Below are 25,462 nucleotides of genomic sequence, written 5' to 3'. Positions count from 1 at the left end.
TTAAAATAAAAACATAAGGGATAGAATAACGTGTAAAGTTAAAAAGCTCTATGCGTGTCCCATTTCAGAAGCAAGATAAGTTGGATCAATCCCCATGCGTGTTAAACTTTTATCATATTTGCAACTTAAATCACTTTCAAAAAGAAAACTAGGTGATGTAGAACTGATTAACCAACCATTTGTAGAAATTTCCGCCTCAAGTTGCCCCGCTTTCCATCCAGCATAACCTAATGCTACCAGTGCATGTTGCGGGCCTTGTTCACAACTGATTGCTTTTAATATATCAATTGTCGCAGTAAAACAGACCTTATCAGCAATAAAAACAGTTTCTTCACAAGCATAATCATCTGAATGAAGGACAAAACCGCGCGAAGGATCAACAGGACCACCATAGCGAACTGGAAACTGTTTTATTGGTTCAGAAAGATGTTTTTTTTGTCTACTGTCTATGACTCCAAGGTGAAGCAAAAGCTCTGGAAAATCAATATGATGCAATTGATTGAGAATAATGCCCATCGCACCAGAATCAGAATGCGCGCAAATATAAATAACAGAACGAATAAAGCGTTTGTCATTCATCCCAGGCATTGCTATGAGTAATTGTCCACCCAAAAAGCCATTACATTGCTTCATTAATCTGTTATTCTCCATAATTTACATGATAAAAGTTCGTCCATTTAGTACACTAGGAAAATAAAACTCCAATGAGAAAAAGTAACATATTTACAAATTTACAAAATATCGCAACTTTCTTTTATAAAAAGCTTGTCGTTACTTTAAGCTTAACACTCATAGTTTTAGAATTACTTAATATTCCTGTAAATGCTCAAACAGAACAAAAACTCCAGCTTTTCTCAACCTCTTGGTATGAAACAGAGGGTGGCCGTATCCGATTAGCAATCACGGAACCTTCTCTTTCTGGAATGAGAGAAGGCTTTATTGAAATTGTGCTTAAACCAGGCTGGAAAACGTACTGGCGTAATCCAGGTAATTCAGGAATGGCACCCTTTTTTAATTTCAACCAACAGATTTCATATGAAATCTTTTATCCTATTCCACAGCTTTTTGAAACAGAAAATGATTGGTCATTAGGCTATAAAGATAAAGTGATATTGCCTTTTAAATTATCTTCTTCAAACAAAAATTTAAGTGGTGCTTTCACTCTTGGATTATGCCATAAAATCTGCCTTCCATTGACTGTTAACTTTGATTTTTTACCATCTGCTCTTAAAAACAAATATCTTCCTGCTTCCTTGTTAAAAAACGCCCAAGATTCTCTGCCACGCATGACGCAAAATGCCCTAAAAATAAGCGCCGAAAAAAATAATAACACCCTCCTTATAAAAATACAAAATAACAACAAAAGCACGCCTTGCTCTCTCTTTTTAGATGGAGGAGAAATGCAAATTGGAGCAGCAAAAAAAATCAATGATAATGCAGAATATACACTCTTTAGCGCTCCACTCTATTTCGTACCAGAGGAAAAAAAACAAAAAATTTTTTATACAGTTTCTTTTAAAGATCACGCCTTAAGTGGAACATTTATAGTCCATACACAATCACCCCCTCTTGCTATCCCATGATAAAAGAGAAAAGATTCTCAAACAGCAATTATGTTGGGAAACGTCCATTTTCGCGATATTGTGCAATTGCTTTGCGCGCAAGGGCATCAGCTCGTTCATTCTCTGGATGTCCCGCATGCCCTTTTACCCAGTGCCATCTGACTGTATGACAAGAACAAGCAGTCTCAAGAGCTTGCCATAACTCCATATTTTTCACAGGACTTTTTGATGCAGTGCGCCAATTATTCTTTTTCCAATCTTCAATCCACTTAGATATACCGTTACGCACATAAACTGAGTCTGTATAAAGATCGACCAAACAGGACTCTTTAAGTGCCTTTAATGCAAAAATTGCCGCCATGAGTTCCATTTGATTGTTTGTTGTATGAGCATTACCGCCATAAAGCTCACGTTCATGACCATTCCAGCGTAAAATTGCTCCCCAACCTCCAACTCCAGGGTTTCCTGAGCAAGCACCATCTGTATAAATTTCAACGACTTTTTGTTGTCTTGCCATAAAATTTAAAAACCTAATCCACTTAGCGAATTTACGTTACTGAAAAAACAAAGCTTGTGCCAATATTCCCATGGATCTTTTTTAATAACAAAGCTCTCAGGCGGTGTATTAAACCAATCATAAAGACGTGTGAGTAAAAAACGTAAAGACGCACCACGAGCTAATAAAACAATCTTGTCCAATTCTAAAGAGATCAATGGTCGTATTTTTTGATAATTTTCCAATAACTTACGTGCTTTGGTAAGATTATAAGAATGATCAGGTTCAAAGCACCAAGCATTTAAACAAATCGCTAAATCATAAGAAAAAAAGTCATTACAAGCAAAATAGAAATCTATCACACCAGAAAGACGATGATTCACAAAAAAGACGTTATCATTAAATAAATCCGCATGAATAATGCCTGTTGGTAAATTGAATGGCCAATTTTCCTGTAAAAAAGCCAATTCCGACTCAATTTTTTGTCCAAACTCTTTTAACAATGCATCCTCTGTGGTTTGACAACGTTGCCACAATACCTGCCAATCCATAATAGAAAGCGTATTTTTACGACTGAGTGTAAAATCCTGTCCTGCTAAATGCAATTGCGCTAACCCCGTCCCTACTTCGCCACAATGACCTATATCGGGCTGACGGATCCACTCTCCTTCTAGAAAGGTGATAATAGCAGCAGGGCGTCCCGCTAGTTCACCGATCATCATTCCATCATTTTGAATAACGGGTTGTGGACAAGGAATTCCACGCTGTCCTAAATGCTGCATCAAGCAACAAAAAAAAGGTAAATCATCTTTTGAAATACGCTTTTCATAAAGTGTTAAAATAAACCGCCCTTGTGTTGTCTCCAGCATAAAATTAGAATTTTCAATCCCCTCCTCTATCCCTTGATAAGATAAAAGTGACCCTATTGTGTAACGGGTTAAAAACGCTTTTAAATCATTTGGGTGGATATCTGTATAAACGGCCATTATTCTGCTTTCATTGTAGACATGTCTGTATTCTCATTTTCATTTTTTGCATTATTTACTTGACCATTCACAAATGCCATATCTTGAGACGTTAAAATGACATCTCGTAATTCGCGACTCACCAAAAATCTTTCCGTTTCCACCACTGTTTCAGCTAATTCTATGGTCACATCATAACGCGCACGAAACGCTGAAATAATTTCATCAATAATAATTTCAGGCGCTGAAGCCCCTGCTGAAAGACTGACAACAGAAAGAGCTTTTAGGTTTTCAAAATTAATTTCATTAGCACGCTGAACTAAAATAGCTTGTCGCGCACCAGACTTTTCTGCAACCTCTACCAAACGTCTTGAATTAGAAGAATTTGGCGCTCCAACAATCAAAAACAAATCACTCCCCTTTGCTGCTGCCTTAACCGCATCTTGTCGATTCGTTGTAGCATAGCAAATTGACTCAGCCGCTGGGGCTGCTAATGTAGGAAAACGTCGTTGTAATACATTAAGAATTCCTGCAGTATCTTCAACAGAAAGTGTTGTTTGTGTGACAAATCCTAATTTATCCGGATCACTTGGTTGATAATGCAAAGCATCTTCTATCGTTTCAATAAGCGTCACAGCCCCCTCTTCAAGCTGTCCCATTGTCCCTATAACCTCAGGATGATCAGCATGACCAATCAATATAACATGACGGCCGTGACGTTGATGCCGTATCGCTTGTTTATGAACTTTCGAGACCAACGGGCATGTTGCATCGAGATAAAATAAATTATAACGTCGTGCCTCTTCTGAGACAGATTTTGGTACACCATGAGCAGAAAAAACAACTGGTTGATTGCGATGTTCTTCTGGAATCTCATCAAGTTCTTCAACAAAAACAGCTCCCCTTTGCTGTAATCCCTCAACCACGTAGCGGTTGTGTACAATTTCATGACGAACATATACGGGCGCACTATATTTTTTTAACGCAAGGAGAACAATCTGGATAGCACGATCAACCCCTGCACAAAATCCACGTGGACCACAAAGACGTATCGTTAAAGGGGGAAGTCCAGACATAAATCATCCTTAATCGCTATAGCTTTAGTCTCATATTCAAAAAAACGATTATTACATATGAATAAGCAATGTAAAAAAACACGCAATATCATCTTTGCATAAGAATACATTCTATAACATTTTTTTGCAGAAAAGCTCTTTTAAAATTTGCTGTTTCATTTTATTTGCTTAAAGGTCGATAAAATACCAAATAAGAGATTCAATCAAAAGAACTCCAAAGACAGCTGCCAAATAAAGTAACGAAAAGAAAAACGTTTTTTTGGCCATTAAAATAGTTTCATCATGTGTATTAGCTTTCCACAAACGATAAGCAAAATAAATAAAGATAATGCCTAAAATTGTCGAAAAAATGCCATAAAAAATTCCACCAAGACCGGTAAAGCAAGGAGCAACAGCGCATAGTACCATCAAAATAGTATAAAATAAGATCTGTTTTTTTGTTGAGTATTCCCCTCGTACATTAGGCATCATAGGAATGCCTGCAGCCTCATAATCAAGAGATGAAAAGAGAGAAAGCGCCCAAAAATGAGGAGGAGTCCACATAAAAATGATTAAAAATAATAAAAAGCTATCAATACTCACTGTCCCAGTTGTCGCGGCCCATCCAATCATTGGTGGAAAAGCCCCAGAAGCACCACCAATAACAATATTTTGCGGTGTAATACGCTTTAACCAAATTGTATAGATAACGACGTAAAAGAAAATCGTAAAAGCAAGAAAAAATGCAGCAAACCAATTAATGAAACTCCCCATAACCAATACCGAAAGCAGAGACAAAACCATGCCAAAAATAAATGCCTTTTGGGCGCTGATTTTACCCATAGGAATGGGGCGCTTTTTGGTCCGTTCCATCACGGCATCAATGTCTGCATCATACCACATATTCAGCGCTCCCGCACCCCCACCACCAGCAGCAATACATAAAATTGCTAAAAAACCATACCACGGATTGATAGAAACAGGAGATACAACCAAACCGACCAGTGCTGTAAAGACCACAAGTGACATAACACGCGGCTTTAATAATGTGATATAATCACCAATACTGGATTTTGGTGGCGTTGATTTACCATTCGCAACCGATAACTCTCCTGAAACAGACATTCCACACAAAACCCTTTTCCATTTCTGTCATTCACAAATAAATATTATCTGGCAAACATTATTTGGCAAATAATATCCAACGTATGGGAATGCTCCATTAAGACCAATCATATTTTTGAGAAAATATGGCATACCCTTTTTGTACGTATCCTCTAAAAATAGGTAAAAATATCTGCAACAAAAATGCATTTTTCAATCAACATTTTCTCTTAATATTACAAATGTATCATAAAAGTGTATTCTACCAAACATCATAAAGCCATGCTGAAAATTTATTCCCTATAAAATGCTCTTTCTTCTCATTTTCCTTTATTTCTTGCATAGGGATGAATATATTTTGTAAATATGGGTTTTGTGTTATAGTTTTTATGTGGGGAATTCATTTTTTATGCAAATCTATGCAGGGTTGTGTGTGTTGAATCGGATAGGATGTTCTGTGATACTTTATAAATTACTCAAAAAAGCTTTTTTTATTGGTGCTGTTCTTCACACATTTTATAGTAGTTCTATCAACCATGCTTTTGCACAAACACCTTATGCGCAAAATGTCCCTGCCCCACAAACCTATGGTGCATGGACAAAAGTTTGTACTCTACCACCAGGGACACCTAATATGCAATGTGAAGTTGTACAAAACGTCCATACACAAGATCGTCATGATATTACCTTGCGCGTTACATTTTATAAACTTCCTCAAAAGCAAGGTGCTTTAATGCGTGTTTTTGTTCCGATTCGCGTTGAGTTACGTCCTGGCGTCGGAATTAAAATTGACAATAAAAATATGGGCAGAATGGAATATCGTCGTTGTCTTGGTGATAATTGTGTTGCTGAAGCTTTTCTTAAAGAAGACGTATTACAACTCTTTTTAAAAGGGAAAATGGCAACCTATTTTATCTTTACGACCCCGGAGCAAGGAATTGGAGGTCTCGTTGACCTTGATGGCCTTGGCGATGCCTATGCAACTTTACCCACATGAATGAAATCAACGCACATTGGATGATTAAAATCTCATTATATATTTTAAGAGCTTCTTAAGCTAGATCAATGAAAATCTTCTAAGCCCCCAATAAAAATAGGATAATTCTTATGAAATCGCTGATTGATCATTTTGATATTGCTTCCTCTAAAGTGCAATCACTTGTACAGGAAACGCTTCATCATGCTGATGATGGCGAACTTTACCTTGAGTATACAGAAAGCGAAGCCCTTTTATTTGATAATGGACAACTTAAAAACGGTTCTTTCCATCAAGATATGGGGTTTGGTCTGCGTGTCGTTGCTGGAGAAGCGACTGGATATGCACATTCTAGTGAATTATCAGCTTCTGCACTCAAACGTGCTTGTGAAGCAGCTAAAGCTGTTACCTATAATAATCATGCCGGTCCTTATAGCATAGCCCCTCAACGAACAAATAAGAGACTTTATCAACCGCATAATCCCCTTGATGCTCCGTCATTTGAAGAAAAAAGTGCTCTTTTGCAAAAAATTGATGCTTATTTAAGAGCAAAAAATGACAAATTGCATCAAGTGACTGTTTCTCTTTCGGGCTCACTACAACATGTCGAAATTTTACGTGCAGATGGATATTTGGTTCGCGATATTCGTCCCCTTGTACGGCTTTCTATATCTGTTGTTGCGGCTGAAGGCAATCGACGTGAAAATGGTTTTTATGGATGTGGAGGGCGACAAGCATTTGACCAATTTATTCGTGAAGACAATTGGAAACAAGCCGCGGATGAAGCCTTACGTATGGCTTTAACAAATTTAGAAGCAGAAGCAGCACCTGCAGGAACATTTGATGTTGTCTTAGCCAATGGATGGCCTGGCGTTATGCTCCATGAAGCCGTAGGTCATGGTTTAGAAGGTGACTTTAACCGCAAAAAAACATCTGCTTTTGCTGGACTTTTAGGACAACAAGTTGCGGCAAAAGGTGTTACAGTTGTTGATGATGGAACAATTCCTCATTGCCGTGGCTCTCTCACTATCGATGATGAGGGGACCCCTTCAGGATATAACGTCCTCATTGAAGATGGAAAACTCGTTGGTTTTATGCAAGATAGGCTTAATGCACGACTTATGGGGAGTCAATCAACTGGAAATGGACGGCGTGAATCCTATGCTTATGCCCCAATGCCACGAATGACCAATACAATCATGCTAGGAGGAGATAAAACACCTGAAGAAATCCTTTCTTCCCTTAAAAGTGGTATCTATGCTGTTTCATTTGGTGGAGGACAAGTTGATATTACTTCTGGCAAATTCGTCTTTGAATGTACTGAAGCATACCGAGTAGAAAATGGTAAAATTGGTGCACCAATCAAAGGTGCAACTCTTATCGGAAATGGTCCGGATGCTATGAAACGTATCACAATGATTGGGAATGATAGTAAACTGGATAATGGTATTGGTATGTGCGGGAAAGCTGGCCAAAATGTTCCTGTTGGTGTTGGACAACCTCATCTGCGAATCAATAATATGACAATCGGTGGAACTGCGTTATAAAAGAGCAAATTTGCTTATTTCTTTCCAATATTGCCCCCTCCCGTCTATTAAAACGACTTATGAGGCAAGGTCTTTTTGTGTAACCAATTGATTTATAAAGATAACCTAGCGTCATTCAACTTGAATGAGACCCCTCAATACCATAGGATTCTCTTATTTTAAATCTGTGCATGTTGAATCAATAAAAATCATTGGTTTATAGGTTACAAGCGGGGAGAGCCATGTAGAGCGAAACTGCACAAGAAAGACATGCCGAACTGTCTCAAATACCAAAGGCTGTCACGACATTGGGAAATGGCAAATATAATGGTGGTGCTTGTTCAGACGCACCTTCTTCGTAATAGTTAGTCTTTTGTGTAGGGTAACGCTGTCTTTATAAAAAAGTCTAAAATAAGAATACTTCTTATATTCAGTGTTCTCATTCAATGAGAAAAGAAAAAAGCCTTTATTATAGATAAATGAGAAAAAGATTTTATAATAATATTCACGTGAACTAAAAAAATCTTCATAGCGTTAAAAAATTTTCAGGCTAAAGCTTCCAGCCCTTCTTCTTTTTCTTTTTGCTCAAAACAGCAACAATTTCAACATGGGTTGACCATAAAAATTGATCAATTGGTGTGATTTTTTCTATTGTATACCCCCCTGCAACAAGAAGTGATAAATCACGCGCAAATGTAGCAGGATTACACGAAATTGCCACAACACGTGATACTGTTGCCTTCGCCAATTCACGGACTTGTTCCTCTGCACCAGCACGAGGAGGGTCAAAAACAACACTCTCAAAACACTCAAGTTCCTTTACAGAAAGTGGATGGCGGAAAAGATCACGTTTTTCACAAGTGACTGTTTTTAAACCAGTTGAAAAACGCGCTGCTGAACTTAAATTTTCTAATGCTTTCTCATTATTTTCTACCGCATGAACATTCATCTTTTTTGCCATACGCAAGGTAAATGTTCCTACCCCTGAAAACAAATCAAGAGCATTCTTTGCTTTTTTTAAATGTGTCAAAATAATATTGCCCATTATATTTTCAGCTTCGCAGGTTGCTTGAAGAAAACCACCAGAAGGGAATTCAACACGGACATCTCCAAAGTAAATTACTGGTTTTTCTCGTTCAATCAAAACTTCACCATCAACAGATAAACGCGTAATCCCATATGAAAGAGCGGCACTAATCATTTTCTGACGGAGTGCTTCATGGTGTACAATACAACCGCTTAAAGCAACATCTAAACCATTTTCAACGCATGTTATCGTAACATGAAACCGTTTGACAGAGCTGCTTAGAAAAGCACAGAGCTCTCTGATATTACGCAACTGAGAAATAAGTTCTGGATGGCTTACTGGACATTCCTCAAGAGCGACAATCTCATGAGAGAGATAACGATTAAAACCAACTTTTTGACCTTGTGGAGTCATAGATGCTGTTAGAGTCACCCGCCGTCGGCTATAGGGTTTACATTCTATTAAAGGTGTAACAACGCTATTAATTCCATACTTTTTAAGTGCATCAACAACCAATTGTCGTTTCCATACGCGATAAGCATCAGCACGCCAATGTTGAAGCGTACAGCCTCCACATTCTCCAAAATGCTGACAAAGCGCATCAACGCGTTCTGGGGATTTTTCTTTTAATGCTATATATGTTGCATATTTTCCATGAACAATAATTTCAGCATATTCTCCTGGCAAAGTAAAAGGAACATAAACAAAGCCATGCCTCGTCTTAGCAGTACCATAACCATTTGTTCCAATATGGTCGATGATAACATTATCACTCACTGTTGCTTTTCTCCGAATAGTAAATATTCCACATTGCCATCACCTCCTTTAATAGGGGAAGGAAGTAAATCTTTTGCACGCCATCCTGTTTGCGTATTGAGCCAGACAAAAAGTCCCTCAGCGGTTTCTTTAGCTCTTGAGGGATCTAATATTCCTCCCTTACCAAGGTGTTTACGACCAACCTCAAACTGAGGCTTTACCAGTAAAACAGCTTGGGCACCCTTTTTGGCTAAAGACAAAACGGGAGGCAATGCAAGTTTGAGAGAAATAAAGCTAACATCTGAAACGATAAGATCAATTTCCCGCCCGCCTAAATGTTCCTGTTGGAAATCTCTAACATTCAAGCCTTCTAATAATGTTATAGCGCTGTTGCCCAATAAACGTTTATCAAATTGATGATGCCCAACATCAACAGCAATGACATGCGCTGCTCCTCGTTCTAAGAGAACTTGTGTAAAACCACCTGTTGATGCACCAACATCAATGGCTGTCACTTTATCCGTTATAATCGGAAATGCATCAAGTGCTGCAATCAATTTCAATGCTGCCCGCGAAACATAATTCTGCGCTGGATCACAAACAACAATCTCTGCATCATCAAAAAAAGTTTCCCCCGCTTTAAAAACTCTTTCACCATTAACTTTAACAGTTTGGCGCATGACAGCATCACGTGCGCGGGAACGTGTCGTAAAAAAGTTTCTTTCAACTAAAAGAATATCGAGTCTTTTTCTGGAAGCCATCTCATACTCGAATTTTCTATTCCATTTGAATTTTGCGTCCCAAAGCCATCAATACCGTGTTGACAATACCCACCGCATCAAGCCCAATCATTGAGAGAACTTTTTCTGGTGGACCATGATTCAAATATTCATCAGGAAGTTTTAATGTACGAACTTTCAAACCATGCTCTAAGAGCCCTTCTTGTGCTAAAAATTGTAATAAATGCGCTCCAAATCCACCGATTGCCCCTTCTTCAATTGTCACCAATACTTCATGCTCACGAGCTAAACGACGCATTAAATCCTTATCCAAAGGTTTTGCAAACCGTGCATCTGCAACCGTTGTCGATAACCCTTTAGCCCCCAACCTATCAGCAGCTCGCAACGCTTCTGACATTCGTGTTCCAAAACAAACCAGAGCGATCCTATTTCCTTCACGCAGAACGCGTCCTTTTCCAATCTCTAATATCTCACCACGTTGCGGTAAATCTATACCAATACCTTCACCACGTGGATAACGAAAAGAAATGGGGCCTTGATCATAAGCTGAAGCTGTACGCACCATATGCATCAGTTCAAGTTCATCTGAAGGCGCCATAACAACAAACTCAGGAAGCGTGGCCAAAAAAACAATATCAAAACTGCCAGCGTGCGTTGCACCATCTGCCCCCACAAAACCTGCGCGATCAATGGCAAAACGTACCGGTAATTTTTGAATTGATACATCATGAATAATTTGATCATAAGCACGCTGTAAAAAAGTAGAATAAATTGCAACAAAAGGCTTATACCCTTCACAAGCAAGTCCTGCCGCAAAAGTTACGGCATGTTGCTCAGCAATCCCAACATCAAACATCTTTTCAGGAAATTTTTCTGCAAAAGCATCAAGTCCTGTCCCTGTTGGCATCGCTGCCGTTATGCCAACAATCTTATCATCATGGCAGGCTTCTTCTATTAAAGCTTTAGAAAATACCTTAGTATAGGGTAAAATATTACTTGATGCCTTAATTTGTCTTCCTGTCGTGACATCAAAACGATTAACACCATGATATTTATCAGATGAGGCTTCTGCGGGTGGATATCCCTTTCCCTTATGGGTTATAACGTGCACCAAAACAGGACCATTAGGGTATTCACGAACATTTTTTAAAACAGGCAATAAATGCCCTAAATTGTGCCCATCTATGGGTCCAACGTAATAAAAGCCAAGCTCATCAAATAACGTTCCCCCAACCAAAAGGCCACGCGCAAATTCCTCTGAACGACGTGCCTTATCCAAAAAAAACTTTGGCAATTTTTCGCTCAACATCTTTACGCGTTCACGCAAATGACGATAAGAAGGACGAGACACTAATCGTGCAAGATGCGCACTCATAGCACCTGTAGGCGGTGCGATAGACATATCGTTATCATTCAGAACAACAATCAAGCGTGCATCTAACGCACCAGCGTTATTCATTGCTTCATAAGCCATACCCGCAGACATTGCACCATCACCAATGACAGCAATGATATTGCGTCTTGTCTCTTCTTTCAAAGCACTTGCCACCGCCATGCCAAGCCCCGCGGAAATAGATGTCGATGAATGACCCGCTCCAAATGGATCATATACACTTTCTGAACGTTTTGTAAAACCTGATAGTCCCCCCTCTTGACGTAATGTGCGAATTTTTTCTCTCCGCCCTGTTAAAATTTTGTGCGGATAGGTTTGATGACCAACATCCCAAATAATCCTATCCTCGGGTGTATTAAAAATATAATGTAATGCAACTGTAAGCTCAACAACACCAAGTCCCGCCCCAAGATGACCACCTGTTACAGAAACAGCATCAATTGTTTCGGTCCGCAACTCATCAGCCAACTGTACCAGATCAGACTCAGATAATGCCCGCAAATCTCGCGGAAAACAAACACGGTCAAGCAATGGTGTTAAGACCTGAGACAAAAAAATTCCTTTCTATTATCTTAGCTCAAGAGAAAGCAACGATAAAAATATATCTTCTCTACTCGTTTATTGAGAGCTTTACATCTTTTCTACTGAAAAATGCTTTTCTCTCTTTGAGATGATTAATGATCTTTTCCATTTTTAACTTATTTTATAAAAAAGAAATCAATAAAATTTGCTTTTTATAAACTAAGATTATTGCATCTCTTAGAGTCCCACAATAAATATCCCAAAATATTTAATATTATTGAGCATCAAGTGGTTCTACTCCTTCTGGAGAACATTCCTGTGAAAGCTGAATTTTTTCAACTTTGGCTTCAGCAACTTTTAAGAGTTTTTCACAATGTTTTTTAAGCGCTTCACCACGTTCATAAATATCAATGGATTGTTCCAAAGGCACATCGCCACGTTCCAAATTTTCAACAATAGCTTCAAGTTGCTTAAGCGCTTGCTCAAAGCTTAAGGTCGTAATATCACCCTCTTGTATCTCTTTTTTCATATGAACCTCAAAAAATATCTGTTCTAGATATACGAATTCCAAAACCTTCTAAACCTACATAATGATGCTCTTTAGAAGCATAAACAATAACAGAGCCTATTCCTAAATATTTTAAAATTTGTGATCCTAAACCAATTTTGCGCCATTCTTCTTCACGCTCAATCGCCTGCACATGGTTTTCTAAAACGTCTCTTTCCATGTTTTGAATGCCAATAGTTGATTGTATAATAGATCCTTCACGCAAATAAACAAATACGCCACGTTTTTCTTTTTCCATCATACGCTGCATCATCACCATGATATCTGAAGATTGACAAAAAACGTCATTTATAATGTTTTCATGATGGAAATGCACAGGAATATCATCACCCTCACGGATATCACCAAAAATAATCGCAACATGCTGAACAGCTTCCCAAGGAAGTTGATAACTTTGAATAATAGCCGGTCCTACCGGTGTTTCAATCGGCATTTCCCCAACATGCTTGATCAATATTTCTTTACGCTGGCGGTAAGCAATTAAATCTGCAACCGTTATGATATGCAACCGATGTTCTTGTGAAAATTTTGTAATCTGATCGCCATGTTTAACGCTTCCATCATCATTGACTAACTCACCGATAACACCAACCGGCGGTAAACCAGCTAATTTACATAAATCAACAGCGGCTTCTGTATGACCTGAACGCATAAGAACCCCCCCTTCATGCGCGATCAAAGGAAAAACATGTCCTGGACGAACAAAATCATCCGCACCTGCATTTGAATTTGCAAGATTACGCACCGCCAATGTACGGTCATGCGCCGAAATCCCTGTTGTTATACCGTGTTTAAAATCAATAGTAACAGTAAATTGTGTCCCATGTGCAGAGTTATTATCTCGTACCATAGGAGCAAGATTAAATCGTTGTGCCTCTTTTTTGGGCATAGGTGTACACACAATCCCTGTTGTGTGACGAAGAATAAATGCCATCTTTTCTTCTGTACAATGCGCTGCTGCAACTGTTAAATCACCTTCATTTTCACGGTCATTATCATCTGTCACCACAACAATTTCACCGCGTTCAAAAGCTTTAAGCGCAGAAACAATTTTTTCTTCATTATACGCCATTATTCACCTTCTCAATCACCCAACTTGACCGCGATGTCTTAAATAATGGTCAGCAATAGCACAAGCTACCATCGCTTCACCAACAGGAACGGCACGAATCCCAACACATGGATCATGACGTCCCTTCGTTATAACGTCTACATCATGACCATCAACATCAATGGAGCGACAAGGCGTTAAAATGGATGAAGTAGGCTTTACAGCAAAACGTGCAACAATTGGCTGTCCACTCGATATTCCCCCTAAAATACCCCCAGCATGATTGGATAAAAAAAGTGGTTTTCCATCATTTCCCATCCGCATTTCATCGGCATTTTCTTCTCCCCTCAAGCGGGCTGCCGCAAAACCATCACCAATTTCAACCCCTTTTACCGCATTAATTGACATAAGGAATGATGCAATGTCTTGATCAAGTTTTGCGTAAATAGGGGCTCCTAAACCTGCCGGAACATTTTCTGCAACGATCTCCACAACCGCACCAACAGATGTACCATCTTTACGGATTTTACTGATATAATCACTAAAAATCTGAACCATCTCTGCATCAGCTGTAAAAAAAGGATTATTTTCAACCTCTGACCAATCCCAACGATCACGATTAATATGATGGGGACCAATTGCTACCACGGCTCCTCGTACAACCAAATGAGGCACAACTTTACGAGCCAAAGCACCAGCCGCAACGCGTGCTGCCGTCTCGCGTGCTGAAGCACGCCCCCCCCCCCGAAAATCACGAATGCCATATTTAACATCATACGTATAATCTGCATGACCAGGACGATATTGATGAGCGATTTCTCCATAATCTTGAGAGCGTTGATCTGTATTTCGAATCAACAAAGAAATTGGCGTGCCTGTTGTAACTAATGTCGTCCCGTCTTCCTGCGCAATCGCTCCTGAAAGAATTTCTACTTGATCTTGTTCTCGGCGCTGCGTTGTATATTTAGATTGCCCGGGTCTACGCTTATTAAGATAAGCTTGAATTTCTGCAAGAGTAAAAATAATTCCGGGTGGGCAACCATCAATGACACAACCAAGAGCAGCACCATGACTTTCACCCCATGTTGTTACACGAAACAAATGACCAAATGTATTATGCGACATGAAAAAAGATCCATTTCTCTGTCAAATATACGCAACGACAACGCATGTTGAGCTTTACACAAAACCGCTCTTTACTACAAATATTCTTAGCCGCTTCAAATTTGGTCAAATCACCGCTGTCCAATACGGGTCCTTAAACCAAACTTATTCTTTAACGACGGAAATATCTGGTGCATCAACGGCTTTCATACCGATGATATTATAGCCTGAATCGACATGATGAACTTCACCGGTAACAGAACGAGACAGATCCGAGAGAAAATAAAGAGCAGAATCACCCACCTCTTCAATCGATACCGTACGACGTAAGGGAGCATTATATTCATTCCATTTTAGAATATAACGGAAATCACCAATACCTGAAGCCGCTAACGTTTTAATTGGTCCAGCTGATATCGCATTAACACGAATATTTTGGGGGCCTAAATCTACCGCTAAATATTTCACGCTCGCTTCAAGAGCTGCTTTGGCAACCCCCATAACATTATAATTGGGAACAACCTTTTCCGCACCATAATAGGTTAGTGTTAAAATTGAACCACCGTCTAACATCAACTTTTCTGCACGCTTTGTTAGCGCTGTTAGGGAATAAACCGAAATATTCATGGTCATCATAAAATTTGATTCGCTGATATCAACATAACGACCAGTTAATTCATCTTTATCAGAAAAACCAATAGCATGAACTAAAAAATCAAGTTTACCCCATTTCTTCTCTATGGCTCTAAAGACTGTATCAATAGAGGTACTGTCAGAAACATCACAATGTCCACAAACAAACCCTTTTAATTCTTCAGCCAAAGGCTCAACACGCTTTTTCATTGCTTCACCCTGATAGGTGAAAGCAAGCTCTGCTCCTGCAGCACTTGCTGCTTTAGCGATTCCCCAAGCGATGGAGCGATTATTGGCCAACCCCAAAATTAAACCACGCTTACCGTACAATAAACCATTACCCTTCGCCATCAGCACTGCCCCATTGTTACTTAAAATTAATATTATTCATCTGCCTATGACACAGGTCAACTTTTTCTTCAAGTAATTGGTTTAAAATCAAACAAAAACCACACTTTGTATATATAAAAAATTTTAAAAATTAATCTTTTTGCGTTTGCAAAAACTGTTCTAGCGCAGCATTTTCACTTTCCGGCAACATAACACGAACATGCACATAAAGATCATCTCTTGTACCATTTTTTAAACGAAGCCCTTTTCCTTTCAACCGCAAAACGCGATCAGAACTTGACCAAGCAGGAATCGTTAAAACCACACGTCCTTCCAATGTCTCAACTTCTTCTTTTGCTCCCAAAACAGCATGTTTAAGAGAAACGGGTAAATCAAGATGAAGCGCCCTTCCTTCAACCCGAAAACGAGGATGTTTTTGAATCTGAATGGTAATCAACGCATCTCCTGCTTGCCCATGAGGAACCTCTTCTCCCTGACCTTTTAAACGAATAGTTTGCCCATCTTCAATATAATCGGGAAGTTTAATTTTTAACTTTTTTCCATGAGGAAAAACAGCTTCCACCTTTTCTGCGCCAACCATCTGCTCTAATGTTATGGTAAGATTAGCGCGAATATGGGCTCCTTGTTGAGGGCGATTATAGTGTGTGGAATTTGAAAAGCTACCACCTCCCCCAAATAGATCGCGAAAAATATCACTCGCATCAAAACCTGGTCCCCCTGAAGAGGAAAAATCAAATCCTTTCGCTCTTCCTGAAAAGGGATTTTGTTTATTACTAAAATTTTCACCAGCACCATAGGCTTGATAAAGCGGTTTGCCTTCCATATCAATTTCACCGCGGTCAAATTGTGCCTTTTTATCTTTATCACCTATAATTTCATAAGCTTGATTAATTTCAGCAAACTTTTCTTTAGCCTTTGCATCATCTTTATTGTGGTCTGGATGATACTTCTTTGCTAATCTTCTAAATGCTGATTTAATCTCTTGCGGTTTTGCGGTACGTGCCACACCCAGAATCGTGTAGGGATCACGCATATTGCCCTCTTTTCAATTTTTTCGTTTTCAAAATATCAACGGATACGTTGCTCAATACCCCTCATAGCTTTATCAGTCTATTCTAGAGAATAATTTCTTCTTTTCTTTTATATGTCTATCAAGAAACTAAAATACCAGATAAAATGAGATATTTATTTAATATAGCTTATTGTCGTCTATGCTAAAGACAAAAATAACGAGACCTCCATAAAAATACGCGTTAAAAATATATGAAAGCATTGGCTTTTTGAAAATAAGAAAAAATGGTACTTTACTTCTTGATGAAAAAGTAAATGAGAAAATGCCCTATGCTCACTGACATTTGGAGACACTATGAGCCATAAAATACCAACAGACGATCATTTTATGCAAATGCAAAAACCTTTTGAACTTTTTGCAAAGTGGCTTGAAGAAGCAACGATCAGCGAAATAAATGATCCGAATGCTATGGCACTCGCAACAGTTGACGAAACAGGACTTCCTAATGTTCGTATGGTTCTCCTCAAAGATTATAGTCCTCAAGGCTTCGTCTTCTATACCAATTATGAAAGCTGTAAAGGGCAAGAAATTTTAAAATCAATGAAAGCATCCTTAGGGTTTCATTGGAAATCGCTCCATCGTCAGGTCAGAATAAGAGGAATTGTTGAAAAAGTAAGTCCCCAGGAAGCCGATGCCTATTTCCAATCACGCCCCCGTGGGAGTCGAATTGGTGCATGGGCATCTAAACAATCTCAACCATTAGAAAATCGTTTTGTGCTCGAAAAGGCAATTGCTCAATATACTGCGCGTTATGCTCTAGGCCCTATTCCACGACCACCTTATTGGTCTGGTTTTCGTGTTAAACCCCTTTCTATTGAATTCTGGCGTGACCGCCCATTTCGTCTACATGATCGTCTGCTTTTTACACGCGATTGTGTTGAAAACAACAATTGGAAAAGACAAAAACTCTACCCCTAATCCTTCAAGCTTCATCGTTATGAGTTTTTTCTGACAGTTAAACGATTATTGTCTATTTGCAAAATTCTAAAAGGAGATGATTTATTTCATTTAAAGAAGAATTTTATTTTTACGATAAAAGTTGATTGATAATATTCTCTATCGCTTGAAGATAGGTTAGCGACAAGCTTATTGAAGAGAAAGTGCACTTTCAATTAAAAAATTGTTCATTCCTCCTAAAAACTATTTTCATTTCAATAAAATTTGATAAAAGCGTCGTTTCGAACCAGAAAAATCTGGAACGAAACTAATCATAAAATACAAACAAGCTTTGAAAATTCAAAGAATAATAAACTTTAAAATCAATGAAAGTATCTTTGTATTTTCATTCTTCTCCCCATCATTATAGAATACATAACTTTAACGTGTTGTTAAACTGTAGGATAAAATATCATCCATAGACCACCACAGACTAAACCAGCAAAAATCACAAAACCAATAAACGAATTAGATTTGAAAAGCCTAAGGCATTGTGCACTGTCATCTATATCAATGACTTTAATTTGAATAAACATATGGATGCTTGCCACAAAAATTCCCAAAAAACTCAATGGAGGAACTTTAGCCAAATAAAATGCTAAACTAACGAATACGACAAAACCACCATACAGAAATACTAAAGCACGCTTAGTGCCTTTACCAAAGAGAAGCGCCGTAGAACCGATACCAACAGTAATGTCATCCTCTTTATCTTGATGTGCGTAGATTGTATCGTATCCTATGGTCCACAAGATTGATCCCACATAAAGTAAAATTGGTTCCCAGCTTAAACTTCCAAACACAACGGCCCACCCCATTAATGCTCCCCAATTAAATGCAACGCCTAAAAAAAACTGCGGCCAATAGGTTACGCGTTTCATAAAAGGATAAAATGCAACGGCTATCAATGACGAAATGCCTAGAAAAAAACTAAACCTATTAAATTGTGATAAAACGCCTAAACCAACCAAACATTGCACAAGTATAAAAGCTTTTGCTTGAAACCGACTCACATGACCTGTCGGTAATGGACGAGAACGTGTTCTTTCTACCTGAGAATCGATTTTATGGTCAATAAGGTCATTCCAAGTACATCCAGCCCCTCGCATAGCGACGGATCCCAGAAAAAAAAGAAAAAGATACCAAACCCAATGAAGAAGCATTGATAAAAGAGGCTCATAATGCATGTCATAAGAGAGAAAAGCCATTGTTGTTGACCAAAAACAAGGCCACATCAACAATTGCCATCCGATAGGCCGATCCCAACGCGCCAATTGCGCATAAAACCATAAAGAACAGGGAAGAAAATTATAGACCCATTGTTTGGAAGATGCATCCATAACCCGTCCTTGGCTATCATGGGACTGAACATGGGGAATATTTTTATTTTTTTTCATCAAATGATTTACCTTTAGTCTTGCGATAGAGACATTTCATTCTTATGAGAAGAAGATGAAATTAATCATCTTTTATGAGAGGAGCAAGCAATGAATATTCTTCTTATCGGCTCAGGTGGACGAGAACATGCTTTAGCATGGAAAATCGCAGCATCACCACTGCTCAAAAAGTTATATTGCGCTCCTGGAAATCCTGCCACAACAGAATTTGGTGAAAATATTAATTTAGACATTGATGACCACCCCCTTGTTATTGATTTTTGTAAAGCACATTCTATTGATCTTGTGATTGTGGGACCAGAAGCACCATTGGTTGCAGGTATAACCGACTCTCTTAATAGCGCCAACATCTGTGTATTTGGTCCTACTCAAAAAGCTGCTCAACTAGAAGGTTCAAAAGCTTTTACAAAAGATTTATGTTGTAAGAATAACATTCCTACAGGAAGTTACCAATGCTTTAATGATGCGGCTAAAGCCAAAGCTTACATTCATCAACAAGGTGTTCCCATTGTCATTAAAGCCGATGGCTTAGCAGCTGGCAAAGGTGTTGTGGTTGCAACAACGATAGAAGAAGCATTTAACGCCGTTGATGCCTGCTTCAAAAGTGCCTTTGGAGATGCAGGAAACAAAATTGTTGTAGAATCTTTTCTTGAAGGCGAAGAAGCAAGCTTCTTCTGTCTTTGTGATGGTAAAATTGCCCTTCCCTTTGGATCTGCTCAAGATCATAAGCGTGTGGGGGATGGAGATACTGGAGCAAACACCGGTGGTATGGGGGCTTATTCACCAGCACCCATCATGACCGAAGAAATGGTGAATCGCGCCCTCAAAGAAATTGTTGAACCCGCTTTAAAAAGCATGAATGAAATGGGCGCCCCTTTTAAAGGCATTCTCTTCGTCGGATTAATGATAACGCAAAAAGGACCCGAACTCATTGAATTTAATGTACGATTCGGTGATCCTGAATGTCAAGTTTTAATGATGCGCCTCAAAGATGATATTCTACCGATTTTTCTTGCTGCTGCTCAAGGAAAACTTGAAAATAAACCTCTTCAATGGTCTGAAAAAACTGCTATCACCGTTGTTATGGCTGCTAATGGTTATCCAGGCTCTCCCCAAAAAGGAACTGTTATCCGTAACGTTGATAAAGTAAACACACTTCCGGATGTGAAAGTTTTCCAAGCTGGTACCGCATTGTGCAATGGAGAACTTATTGCAAATGGTGGACGTGTTCTCAATATAACAGCAACAGGAAAAACGATTACACACGCACAAAAACGTGCTTATGAAGCTGTTGATTGTATTGATTGGCCAGAAGGCTTTGTTCGTCGTGATATCGGATGGCGAGCCATTGCGCGAGAAAACTAAATCTTTTGGTATTCTTTTTTACGATTTGATTCTTTCACCTAAGAGCATGATACATGAATTTTCTTATTGTTTTGCATTGTCCATAACTTTGGGAAAAAATGAATATATTTTCCTTTAAAAAATAAAATACCTAAAAAAGAATGCGCTTCATGTTATTCAAGAACAAAGCAATATATCTCATGCTCTTTCTCCCATTTCACGATCTTAACCGTGAAGAGTATAAACCCATTCTGCAATCTTAACGAAATAAAGAAAAAAACCGATACTATCGTTTGATCCAACGCCCAATGTTACCGATAACTCTTGTTATCTAGAAAACTTATCAGAGAGTTTTTGCTCTTTTTGAGTACTTTTCATCCACATGAGCATTCCCTCTTGATAACGTGCAAGAAAATGATTTTGATTATAAGAGAGAAATGAGAATATTATATTCGTAGCTCTCATTTAATATGACAAAATGATTCATTATTTTTATAAATCAATAACTTGCTTTATAAAAAAGGAAGTAAAAAACACTCCCCGCCATTTGCTCGTGTTTTAACGATGTAGCAAAAACAAAAATTACATCATCAATAAAAAAAGCATTTAATATTAATCAATTTCTGCTGCCAATATGTACTGTCAAAAAAACTCTCATTTGCAATCCTTGACTTCCTCTTTGCCTTAAAGAGCTAGAACTCCCGCCAAAACCGAGCTCTAAACAGTCAGATTTCTTATTGAGTTTGTTCCCCTTGTCTTCCCACTCATGTACTTCACTGCTGTAAGGCTCGACAAACAAACTGAAGACTATTTACCACGTCCTCTAAAAACACCTCATATGTGAAGCTTGTGCATGCCTTATATCAGTGCGCTAAATAACAGTGTTTTACGACACAACAAGATCAATGCTTATAATCGAAAAAAATGAATACATATTAATATTATTGCAGTGTAATTCGATTTGCAATCACCAAACGCAAACCTAACGGATTGCTATAACGAAGAAAAAAACGCTTTTGTTTAGAATGCGACGCTGTATCAAAAAATCGATGTAAATCAGAGCGATCTTTTACAACCACAATGCGCTCATCTTCATTAATCATAAGCATGGGAAGATCATAAGTATCCGCCCACAACCGCCAATCCAGAAGAACATTATTCAAATCTCTGGAAACCAAAAGCGGAATACAAGATTCCTCATCTGCATGAAGTAATTCTAATGCAACAGCTCTCTCTCCTGAACATGTTTTTACGGTACGTGCCGCAATTCCTTTAAAATGATAAGAGGGCACTAAATGCGATAAGCTTGAAGGCTTATCCATTTTAAAAAAAACACCGCGCTCATTTAACGAACAAATGACCTTATTGCCCGTTTTGGATGAAAAATATGTCGTCGTTTGTGGCAAATGGCACGGATCTAACCGAAATTCAAGCACCGCTTTTGCCTGATTAAAGCATTGATTAGCCATATACAGTGTCCCAATTTATCTTAAATAACATACACCTTTTAGCAGCTTTTCCTCATTGGATTATTAAAAGTTTGAATAAAAAACAACTGGTTTATTTTTTGGTTATTAAAATCTAAACAAAAATACATGATCAGCATTTTTGAATTATAATACTTTTCTAGGATTCATGATTCCTAAAGGATCGAGTGTTTTTTTAATCCCTCGCATAATATCCAATGCGACAGGCGATTTAAAAGAACGAAGTTCTTCGCGCTTAAGCTGACCAATTCCATGCTCAGCAGAAAATGCACCTTGATAATCCATCACTAACCTATGAATGCGATGGTTCATTTTTGGCCATAACTGCAAGAATGCTGTCGTATCAGCACCTGTCGGTTGTGTAACATTATAATGCAAATTTCCATCACCCATATGTCCAAAACACACCACCCGCGCCCCTGGAGCAACATCTTCAACAATAAGTGCTGCCTCAGCAATAAAATCAGAAATGGAAGCAAGCGGTACAGCAATATCGTGCTTAATAGATCCTCCCAACAATTTTTGTGCCGGTGATATACTTTCTCGCAATTGCCAAAAAAAATCTTGCTGTTTTAAAGATTGCGCAATAATTGCATCTTCTATCACCGCCCTCTTTAAGGCTTTTTCTAAAATAATACTCAACACGGATAACGCCTCATCATTACCTTGCAACGATGAAATGTTCATTAATACATACCATTCATGTTTCTGTTGGAGGGGAGACTTCTCACACATCTTATAATCTAAAGCCATTTGCAAACTGAGGTTTCCCATAAGCTCAAAGCCCGTCACCATCCCTCCCCCATATTCTTGAGCCAAAGATAAAAATTCAAGAGCCTTCGCTGGACTATGTAATCCCACTAAAGCAACGGCTTTTCCTTTTATTTTTGGAAAAATCTTCAAAACGGCTGCAGTTATAATGCCTAATGTGCCTTCTGCACCAATAAAAAGATTTTTCAAATCGTAACCGCTATTGTCTTTTTTAATAAAGCGCAAATCATCCAAAATACGGCCATCCGGTAAAACAACTTCCAAACCAAGACAAAGGTCACGCATATTGCCATAAGCTAAAACAGCTGTCCCTCCAGCATTTGATGAAAGATTTCCTCCTATTTGGCAAGAACCTTCAGATGCCAAAGAAAGAGGGAAAAAACGGCCTGATTCATCCACTTTTTTTTGTAAATCCTGTAAAATAACACCAGCTTCTACAACAACAAAATTCCCTTCAAGATTCATCGCTTTAATCTTATTTAATCGCTCCATGGATAAAAGAACGCTCTCTCCTTTTTCATCTGGTTGTTGCCCCCCTACGAGCCCTGTATTTCCACCTTGAGGTACAATTGGTGTGCGTGTTTTACTCGCTAACTGCATAATCAATGAGATTTCTTGCGGTGAAGATGGACGTAAAAGTAAGGGTGTTTTGCCGTGAAAAAGCCCTCGCTCTTCAAGCAAATACGGTGCAATCAACGCCTGATCTGTTATAGCATGCTTGGCACCAACAATTTCTCTAAACCTCTCAATTAATTCCTGCTCCATGTTCATTTCTCCCTTGGAGCTGCAGCCCTTATAAGACGATCATTGATAGCTTCTCCTAATCCATATGATGGAATAGGTTCTACGGCTATACATCTCACTTTAAATGAATCTAATTCCTTCATGTATTGAAATAAATGAGAAGCTGCTTCTTCCAACTTTCCTTCTTCGCTAAGGTTTAAAATAAAAACAGCATTCTCAGCCCCCATAACACGCTTTGGACCAAATGCTAAAAGCGCTTCACCATTTTCCACCTTTTCTACATTCAAACGAATCGCGGCATTGGGAGCATAATGTGATTTTAACATCCCTGGAGCTTCAATCGCCGCCCTTTGATCTCTCCGTTTTAAAGACTTCCCCACAACTTCTTCAATTTTATCAGCCGAAAGCCCCCCTGGACGTAAAAGATAAATATTTTCACCACAAATCTTAATAATCGTTGATTCAAGCCCTATTCTAGCAGGTCCTCCATCCAATATCAAAGGAACAGATTCCCCCAAAGATGCAAAAACAGCCTCAGCCGAAGTAGGACTAAGACTCCCCGATTGATTCGCACTAGGCGCAGCAAGTGGACGGCCAAAACATTGTACAATTTCCGCAAAACGACTATCTGGAAAACGAATAGCCAATGTATTCAAACCGGCCGTTGTTAAAGGATGGATATTATGCTGTTCCTTTAAAGGTAAAACCAATGTCAAAGGACCTGGCCAAAACGCTTCCATTAGTCGATGCGAAAGAAAATCAATTTCAACATAGCGCTCCGCCATTTCAATACCGTTGACATGCGCAATAAGAGGATTAAATTGTGGACGCTTTTTTGTAGAAAAAATAGAAGAGATCGCCCTTCCATTGGTTGCATCGCCCGCTAATCCATAAACAGTTTCCGTTGGTAATGCTACCAACCTGCCTTGTTCAAGAAGCGCTATTGCTTCTTTTATCGAAACGCTATTGAGTGGTCGAATCGTCATGACACATCATTCCTATAACGCTCTTTGAGTGGCGCAAAACTATAACGATGTAATCTTACAATTGGACCATATTTATCAAGAGCCCTACGATGGGCTAATGTTGCATACCCTACATGCTTCTCTAAACCATACCCTTTATAAACTTGTCCAGCACATTCCATCATCCGGTCACGCGTTACTTTCGCAATAATAGATGCAGCTGCAATTGAAACCGAACGCTGATCACCCTTAATCAATGCCGTTGCGGGACAGGATAGCTGAGAAGGGATATCACGTCCATCAACAAGTACATAGTGAGCTGGAACAGCTAATCCTGTAATACAGCGACGCATTGCTTCCAAAGTTGCTTTTCTAATATTAGATTGATCAATTGTACGAGCGCAAAGACTAGCGACTGACACCGCTAATGCACTTTGCAAGATTTCATGATAAAGCCTACTCCGTTGAAGGAAGGAAAGCTTTTTTGAATCATTTAACCCATCAGGAATATGATCTTTATCCAAGATAACCGCTGCCGTTACCACAGGTCCAGCGAGAGGTCCCCGTCCTACTTCATCAACCCCTGCTATATGAAAAAAACCTTGTTTCTGCAAATCTAATTCGCACAAAAAATTTGGTTGAAGTGGCAAATTAAACCTCTTTGATAAATCACAAATACAACAAATACCCATCCATTTCTGCAATCTGCTTATTTTTTGCAAGCGTTACAGTTTTAAATAGCTCTTCAAACATTGCGTGAATTATTGCACAAAAGGTAGAAATAAAATACGAAATTAAAGACTATCTTATCGTCCATTTTCTCTTCTAAAAGATTATTATAGCATGTATTCATTTTATCTAAAAAACAAAAAAAGAGATTTCTTTAGTTCCCTTCTTCATTCTGTATAATAGAATCA

Annotated in this window: 23 protein-coding genes; 5 read left to right on the top strand and 18 right to left on the bottom strand. The window is 38.7% G+C overall.

Going from position 1 to position 25,462, the window contains the following annotated elements; all coding sequences use genetic code 11:
- Positions 1 to 48: 48 nt before the first annotated feature.
- Complete coding sequence (locus PVV57_RS04040; protein ID WP_273718997.1) at positions 49 to 633, bottom strand: YqgE/AlgH family protein; 585 nt, start codon at positions 631 to 633, stop codon at positions 49 to 51.
- A 71-nt stretch (positions 634 to 704) separates the two neighbouring features.
- Between PVV57_RS04040 and PVV57_RS04035 the strand changes: the two genes are divergently transcribed.
- Positions 705 to 1,583: a protein-disulfide reductase DsbD domain-containing protein gene (locus PVV57_RS04035; protein ID WP_273718996.1), complete on the top strand. Its 879-nt coding sequence runs from the start codon at positions 705 to 707 to the stop codon at positions 1,581 to 1,583.
- Between the two features lie 28 nt (positions 1,584 to 1,611).
- On the opposite strand, the gene rnhA is transcribed toward PVV57_RS04035, so the two are convergent.
- The 4 genes from rnhA to cyoE form a co-directional block, all read right to left on the bottom strand.
- Positions 1,612 to 2,079 carry a ribonuclease HI gene (gene rnhA / locus PVV57_RS04030; protein ID WP_273718995.1) on the bottom strand — a complete coding sequence of 156 codons (468 nt, stop codon included), beginning with the start codon at positions 2,077 to 2,079 and terminating at the stop codon, positions 1,612 to 1,614.
- A gap of 5 nt (positions 2,080 to 2,084) precedes the next feature.
- A complete protein-coding gene (locus tag PVV57_RS04025; protein WP_273718994.1) occupies positions 2,085 to 3,044 on the bottom strand; it encodes a homoserine kinase in 960 nt (319 codons plus the stop codon).
- Positions 3,044 to 4,099, bottom strand: a complete 1,056-nt coding sequence (ispH, locus tag PVV57_RS04020; protein WP_273718993.1) for a 4-hydroxy-3-methylbut-2-enyl diphosphate reductase — start codon at positions 4,097 to 4,099, stop codon at positions 3,044 to 3,046. Before ispH ends, PVV57_RS04025 begins: the two co-directional genes overlap by 1 nt.
- 168 nt (positions 4,100 to 4,267) lie before the next feature.
- Positions 4,268 to 5,203: a heme o synthase gene (gene cyoE, locus PVV57_RS04015; protein WP_273718992.1), complete on the bottom strand. Its 936-nt coding sequence runs from the start codon at positions 5,201 to 5,203 to the stop codon at positions 4,268 to 4,270.
- 388 nt (positions 5,204 to 5,591) lie between these two features.
- Here cyoE and PVV57_RS04010 point away from each other — a divergent pair, with 388 nt between their 5' ends.
- Together PVV57_RS04010 and tldD are read left to right on the top strand one after the other, a co-directional pair.
- Complete coding sequence (locus PVV57_RS04010) at positions 5,592 to 6,179, top strand: invasion associated locus B family protein (protein WP_273718991.1); 588 nt, start codon at positions 5,592 to 5,594, stop codon at positions 6,177 to 6,179.
- 110 nt (positions 6,180 to 6,289) lie between these two features.
- A complete protein-coding gene (gene tldD / locus PVV57_RS04005) occupies positions 6,290 to 7,705 on the top strand; it encodes a metalloprotease TldD (protein ID WP_273718990.1) in 1,416 nt (471 codons plus the stop codon).
- 529 nt (positions 7,706 to 8,234) lie between these two features.
- Here the strand turns inward: tldD and PVV57_RS04000 are convergent.
- From PVV57_RS04000 to PVV57_RS03965, 8 genes are all read right to left on the bottom strand, one after another.
- Complete coding sequence (locus PVV57_RS04000) at positions 8,235 to 9,488, bottom strand: class I SAM-dependent RNA methyltransferase (RefSeq protein ID WP_273718989.1); 1,254 nt, start codon at positions 9,486 to 9,488, stop codon at positions 8,235 to 8,237.
- Entirely contained in the window at positions 9,485 to 10,228 is a 744-nt protein-coding gene (locus PVV57_RS03995; protein ID WP_273718988.1) for a TlyA family RNA methyltransferase, read from the bottom strand. The genes PVV57_RS04000 and PVV57_RS03995 overlap by 4 nt, the downstream gene beginning before the upstream one ends.
- 16 nt (positions 10,229 to 10,244) lie before the next feature.
- On the bottom strand, positions 10,245 to 12,152 hold the full coding sequence (gene dxs / locus PVV57_RS03990; RefSeq protein WP_273783513.1) for a 1-deoxy-D-xylulose-5-phosphate synthase: 1,908 nt from the start codon (positions 12,150 to 12,152) through the stop codon (positions 10,245 to 10,247).
- Between the two features lie 244 nt (positions 12,153 to 12,396).
- Positions 12,397 to 12,651: an exodeoxyribonuclease VII small subunit gene (locus PVV57_RS03985; protein ID WP_273718986.1), complete on the bottom strand. Its 255-nt coding sequence runs from the start codon at positions 12,649 to 12,651 to the stop codon at positions 12,397 to 12,399.
- A 7-nt stretch (positions 12,652 to 12,658) separates the two neighbouring features.
- A complete protein-coding gene (ribB, locus tag PVV57_RS03980) occupies positions 12,659 to 13,762 on the bottom strand; it encodes a 3,4-dihydroxy-2-butanone-4-phosphate synthase (RefSeq protein ID WP_273718985.1) in 1,104 nt (367 codons plus the stop codon).
- Positions 13,763 to 13,777: 15 nt separating this feature from the next.
- Positions 13,778 to 14,866, bottom strand: a complete 1,089-nt coding sequence (aroC, locus tag PVV57_RS03975) for a chorismate synthase (protein WP_273718984.1) — start codon at positions 14,864 to 14,866, stop codon at positions 13,778 to 13,780.
- A gap of 144 nt (positions 14,867 to 15,010) precedes the next feature.
- Positions 15,011 to 15,829 carry an enoyl-ACP reductase FabI gene (fabI, locus tag PVV57_RS03970; protein ID WP_273718983.1) on the bottom strand — a complete coding sequence of 273 codons (819 nt, stop codon included), beginning with the start codon at positions 15,827 to 15,829 and terminating at the stop codon, positions 15,011 to 15,013.
- Positions 15,830 to 15,959: 130 nt separating this feature from the next.
- Positions 15,960 to 16,862 (bottom strand): J domain-containing protein, encoded by a 903-nt coding sequence (locus tag PVV57_RS03965; RefSeq protein WP_273718982.1) that lies wholly within the window; start codon positions 16,860 to 16,862, stop codon positions 15,960 to 15,962.
- 333 nt (positions 16,863 to 17,195) lie between these two features.
- Between PVV57_RS03965 and pdxH the strand changes: the two genes are divergently transcribed.
- On the top strand, positions 17,196 to 17,819 hold the full coding sequence (gene pdxH, locus PVV57_RS03960) for a pyridoxamine 5'-phosphate oxidase (protein WP_273718981.1): 624 nt from the start codon (positions 17,196 to 17,198) through the stop codon (positions 17,817 to 17,819).
- Between the two features lie 410 nt (positions 17,820 to 18,229).
- Here pdxH and ubiA read toward each other — a convergent pair whose 3' ends face one another.
- Positions 18,230 to 19,234 (bottom strand): 4-hydroxybenzoate octaprenyltransferase, encoded by a 1,005-nt coding sequence (ubiA, locus tag PVV57_RS03955; RefSeq protein WP_273718980.1) that lies wholly within the window; start codon positions 19,232 to 19,234, stop codon positions 18,230 to 18,232.
- 90 nt (positions 19,235 to 19,324) lie between these two features.
- On the opposite strand from ubiA, the gene purD reads away from it, so the two are divergent.
- A complete protein-coding gene (purD, locus tag PVV57_RS03950; protein WP_273718979.1) occupies positions 19,325 to 20,599 on the top strand; it encodes a phosphoribosylamine--glycine ligase in 1,275 nt (424 codons plus the stop codon).
- Positions 20,600 to 21,519: 920 nt separating this feature from the next.
- Here purD and PVV57_RS03945 read toward each other — a convergent pair.
- The 4 genes from PVV57_RS03945 to PVV57_RS03930 form a co-directional block, all read right to left on the bottom strand.
- Positions 21,520 to 22,047 (bottom strand): DUF6101 family protein, encoded by a 528-nt coding sequence (locus PVV57_RS03945; RefSeq protein ID WP_273718978.1) that lies wholly within the window; start codon positions 22,045 to 22,047, stop codon positions 21,520 to 21,522.
- Positions 22,048 to 22,191: 144 nt separating this feature from the next.
- On the bottom strand, positions 22,192 to 23,601 hold the full coding sequence (locus tag PVV57_RS03940; protein WP_273783511.1) for an FAD-binding oxidoreductase: 1,410 nt from the start codon (positions 23,599 to 23,601) through the stop codon (positions 22,192 to 22,194).
- A 2-nt stretch (positions 23,602 to 23,603) separates the two neighbouring features.
- Positions 23,604 to 24,566, bottom strand: coding sequence for an L-threonylcarbamoyladenylate synthase (locus PVV57_RS03935; protein WP_273718976.1), 963 nt, complete (start codon positions 24,564 to 24,566; stop codon positions 23,604 to 23,606).
- Positions 24,563 to 25,237, bottom strand: a complete 675-nt coding sequence (locus PVV57_RS03930) for a ribonuclease HII (RefSeq protein ID WP_273718975.1) — start codon at positions 25,235 to 25,237, stop codon at positions 24,563 to 24,565. Before PVV57_RS03930 ends, PVV57_RS03935 begins: the two co-directional genes overlap by 4 nt.
- Positions 25,238 to 25,462: the final 225 nt, after the last annotated feature.

It is taken from the genome of Bartonella sp. AU15XJBT, assembly GCF_028618615.1.
Lineage (GTDB): Bacteria > Pseudomonadota > Alphaproteobacteria > Rhizobiales > Rhizobiaceae > Bartonella.
This window is presented reverse-complemented; position numbering and strand designations above follow the sequence as displayed.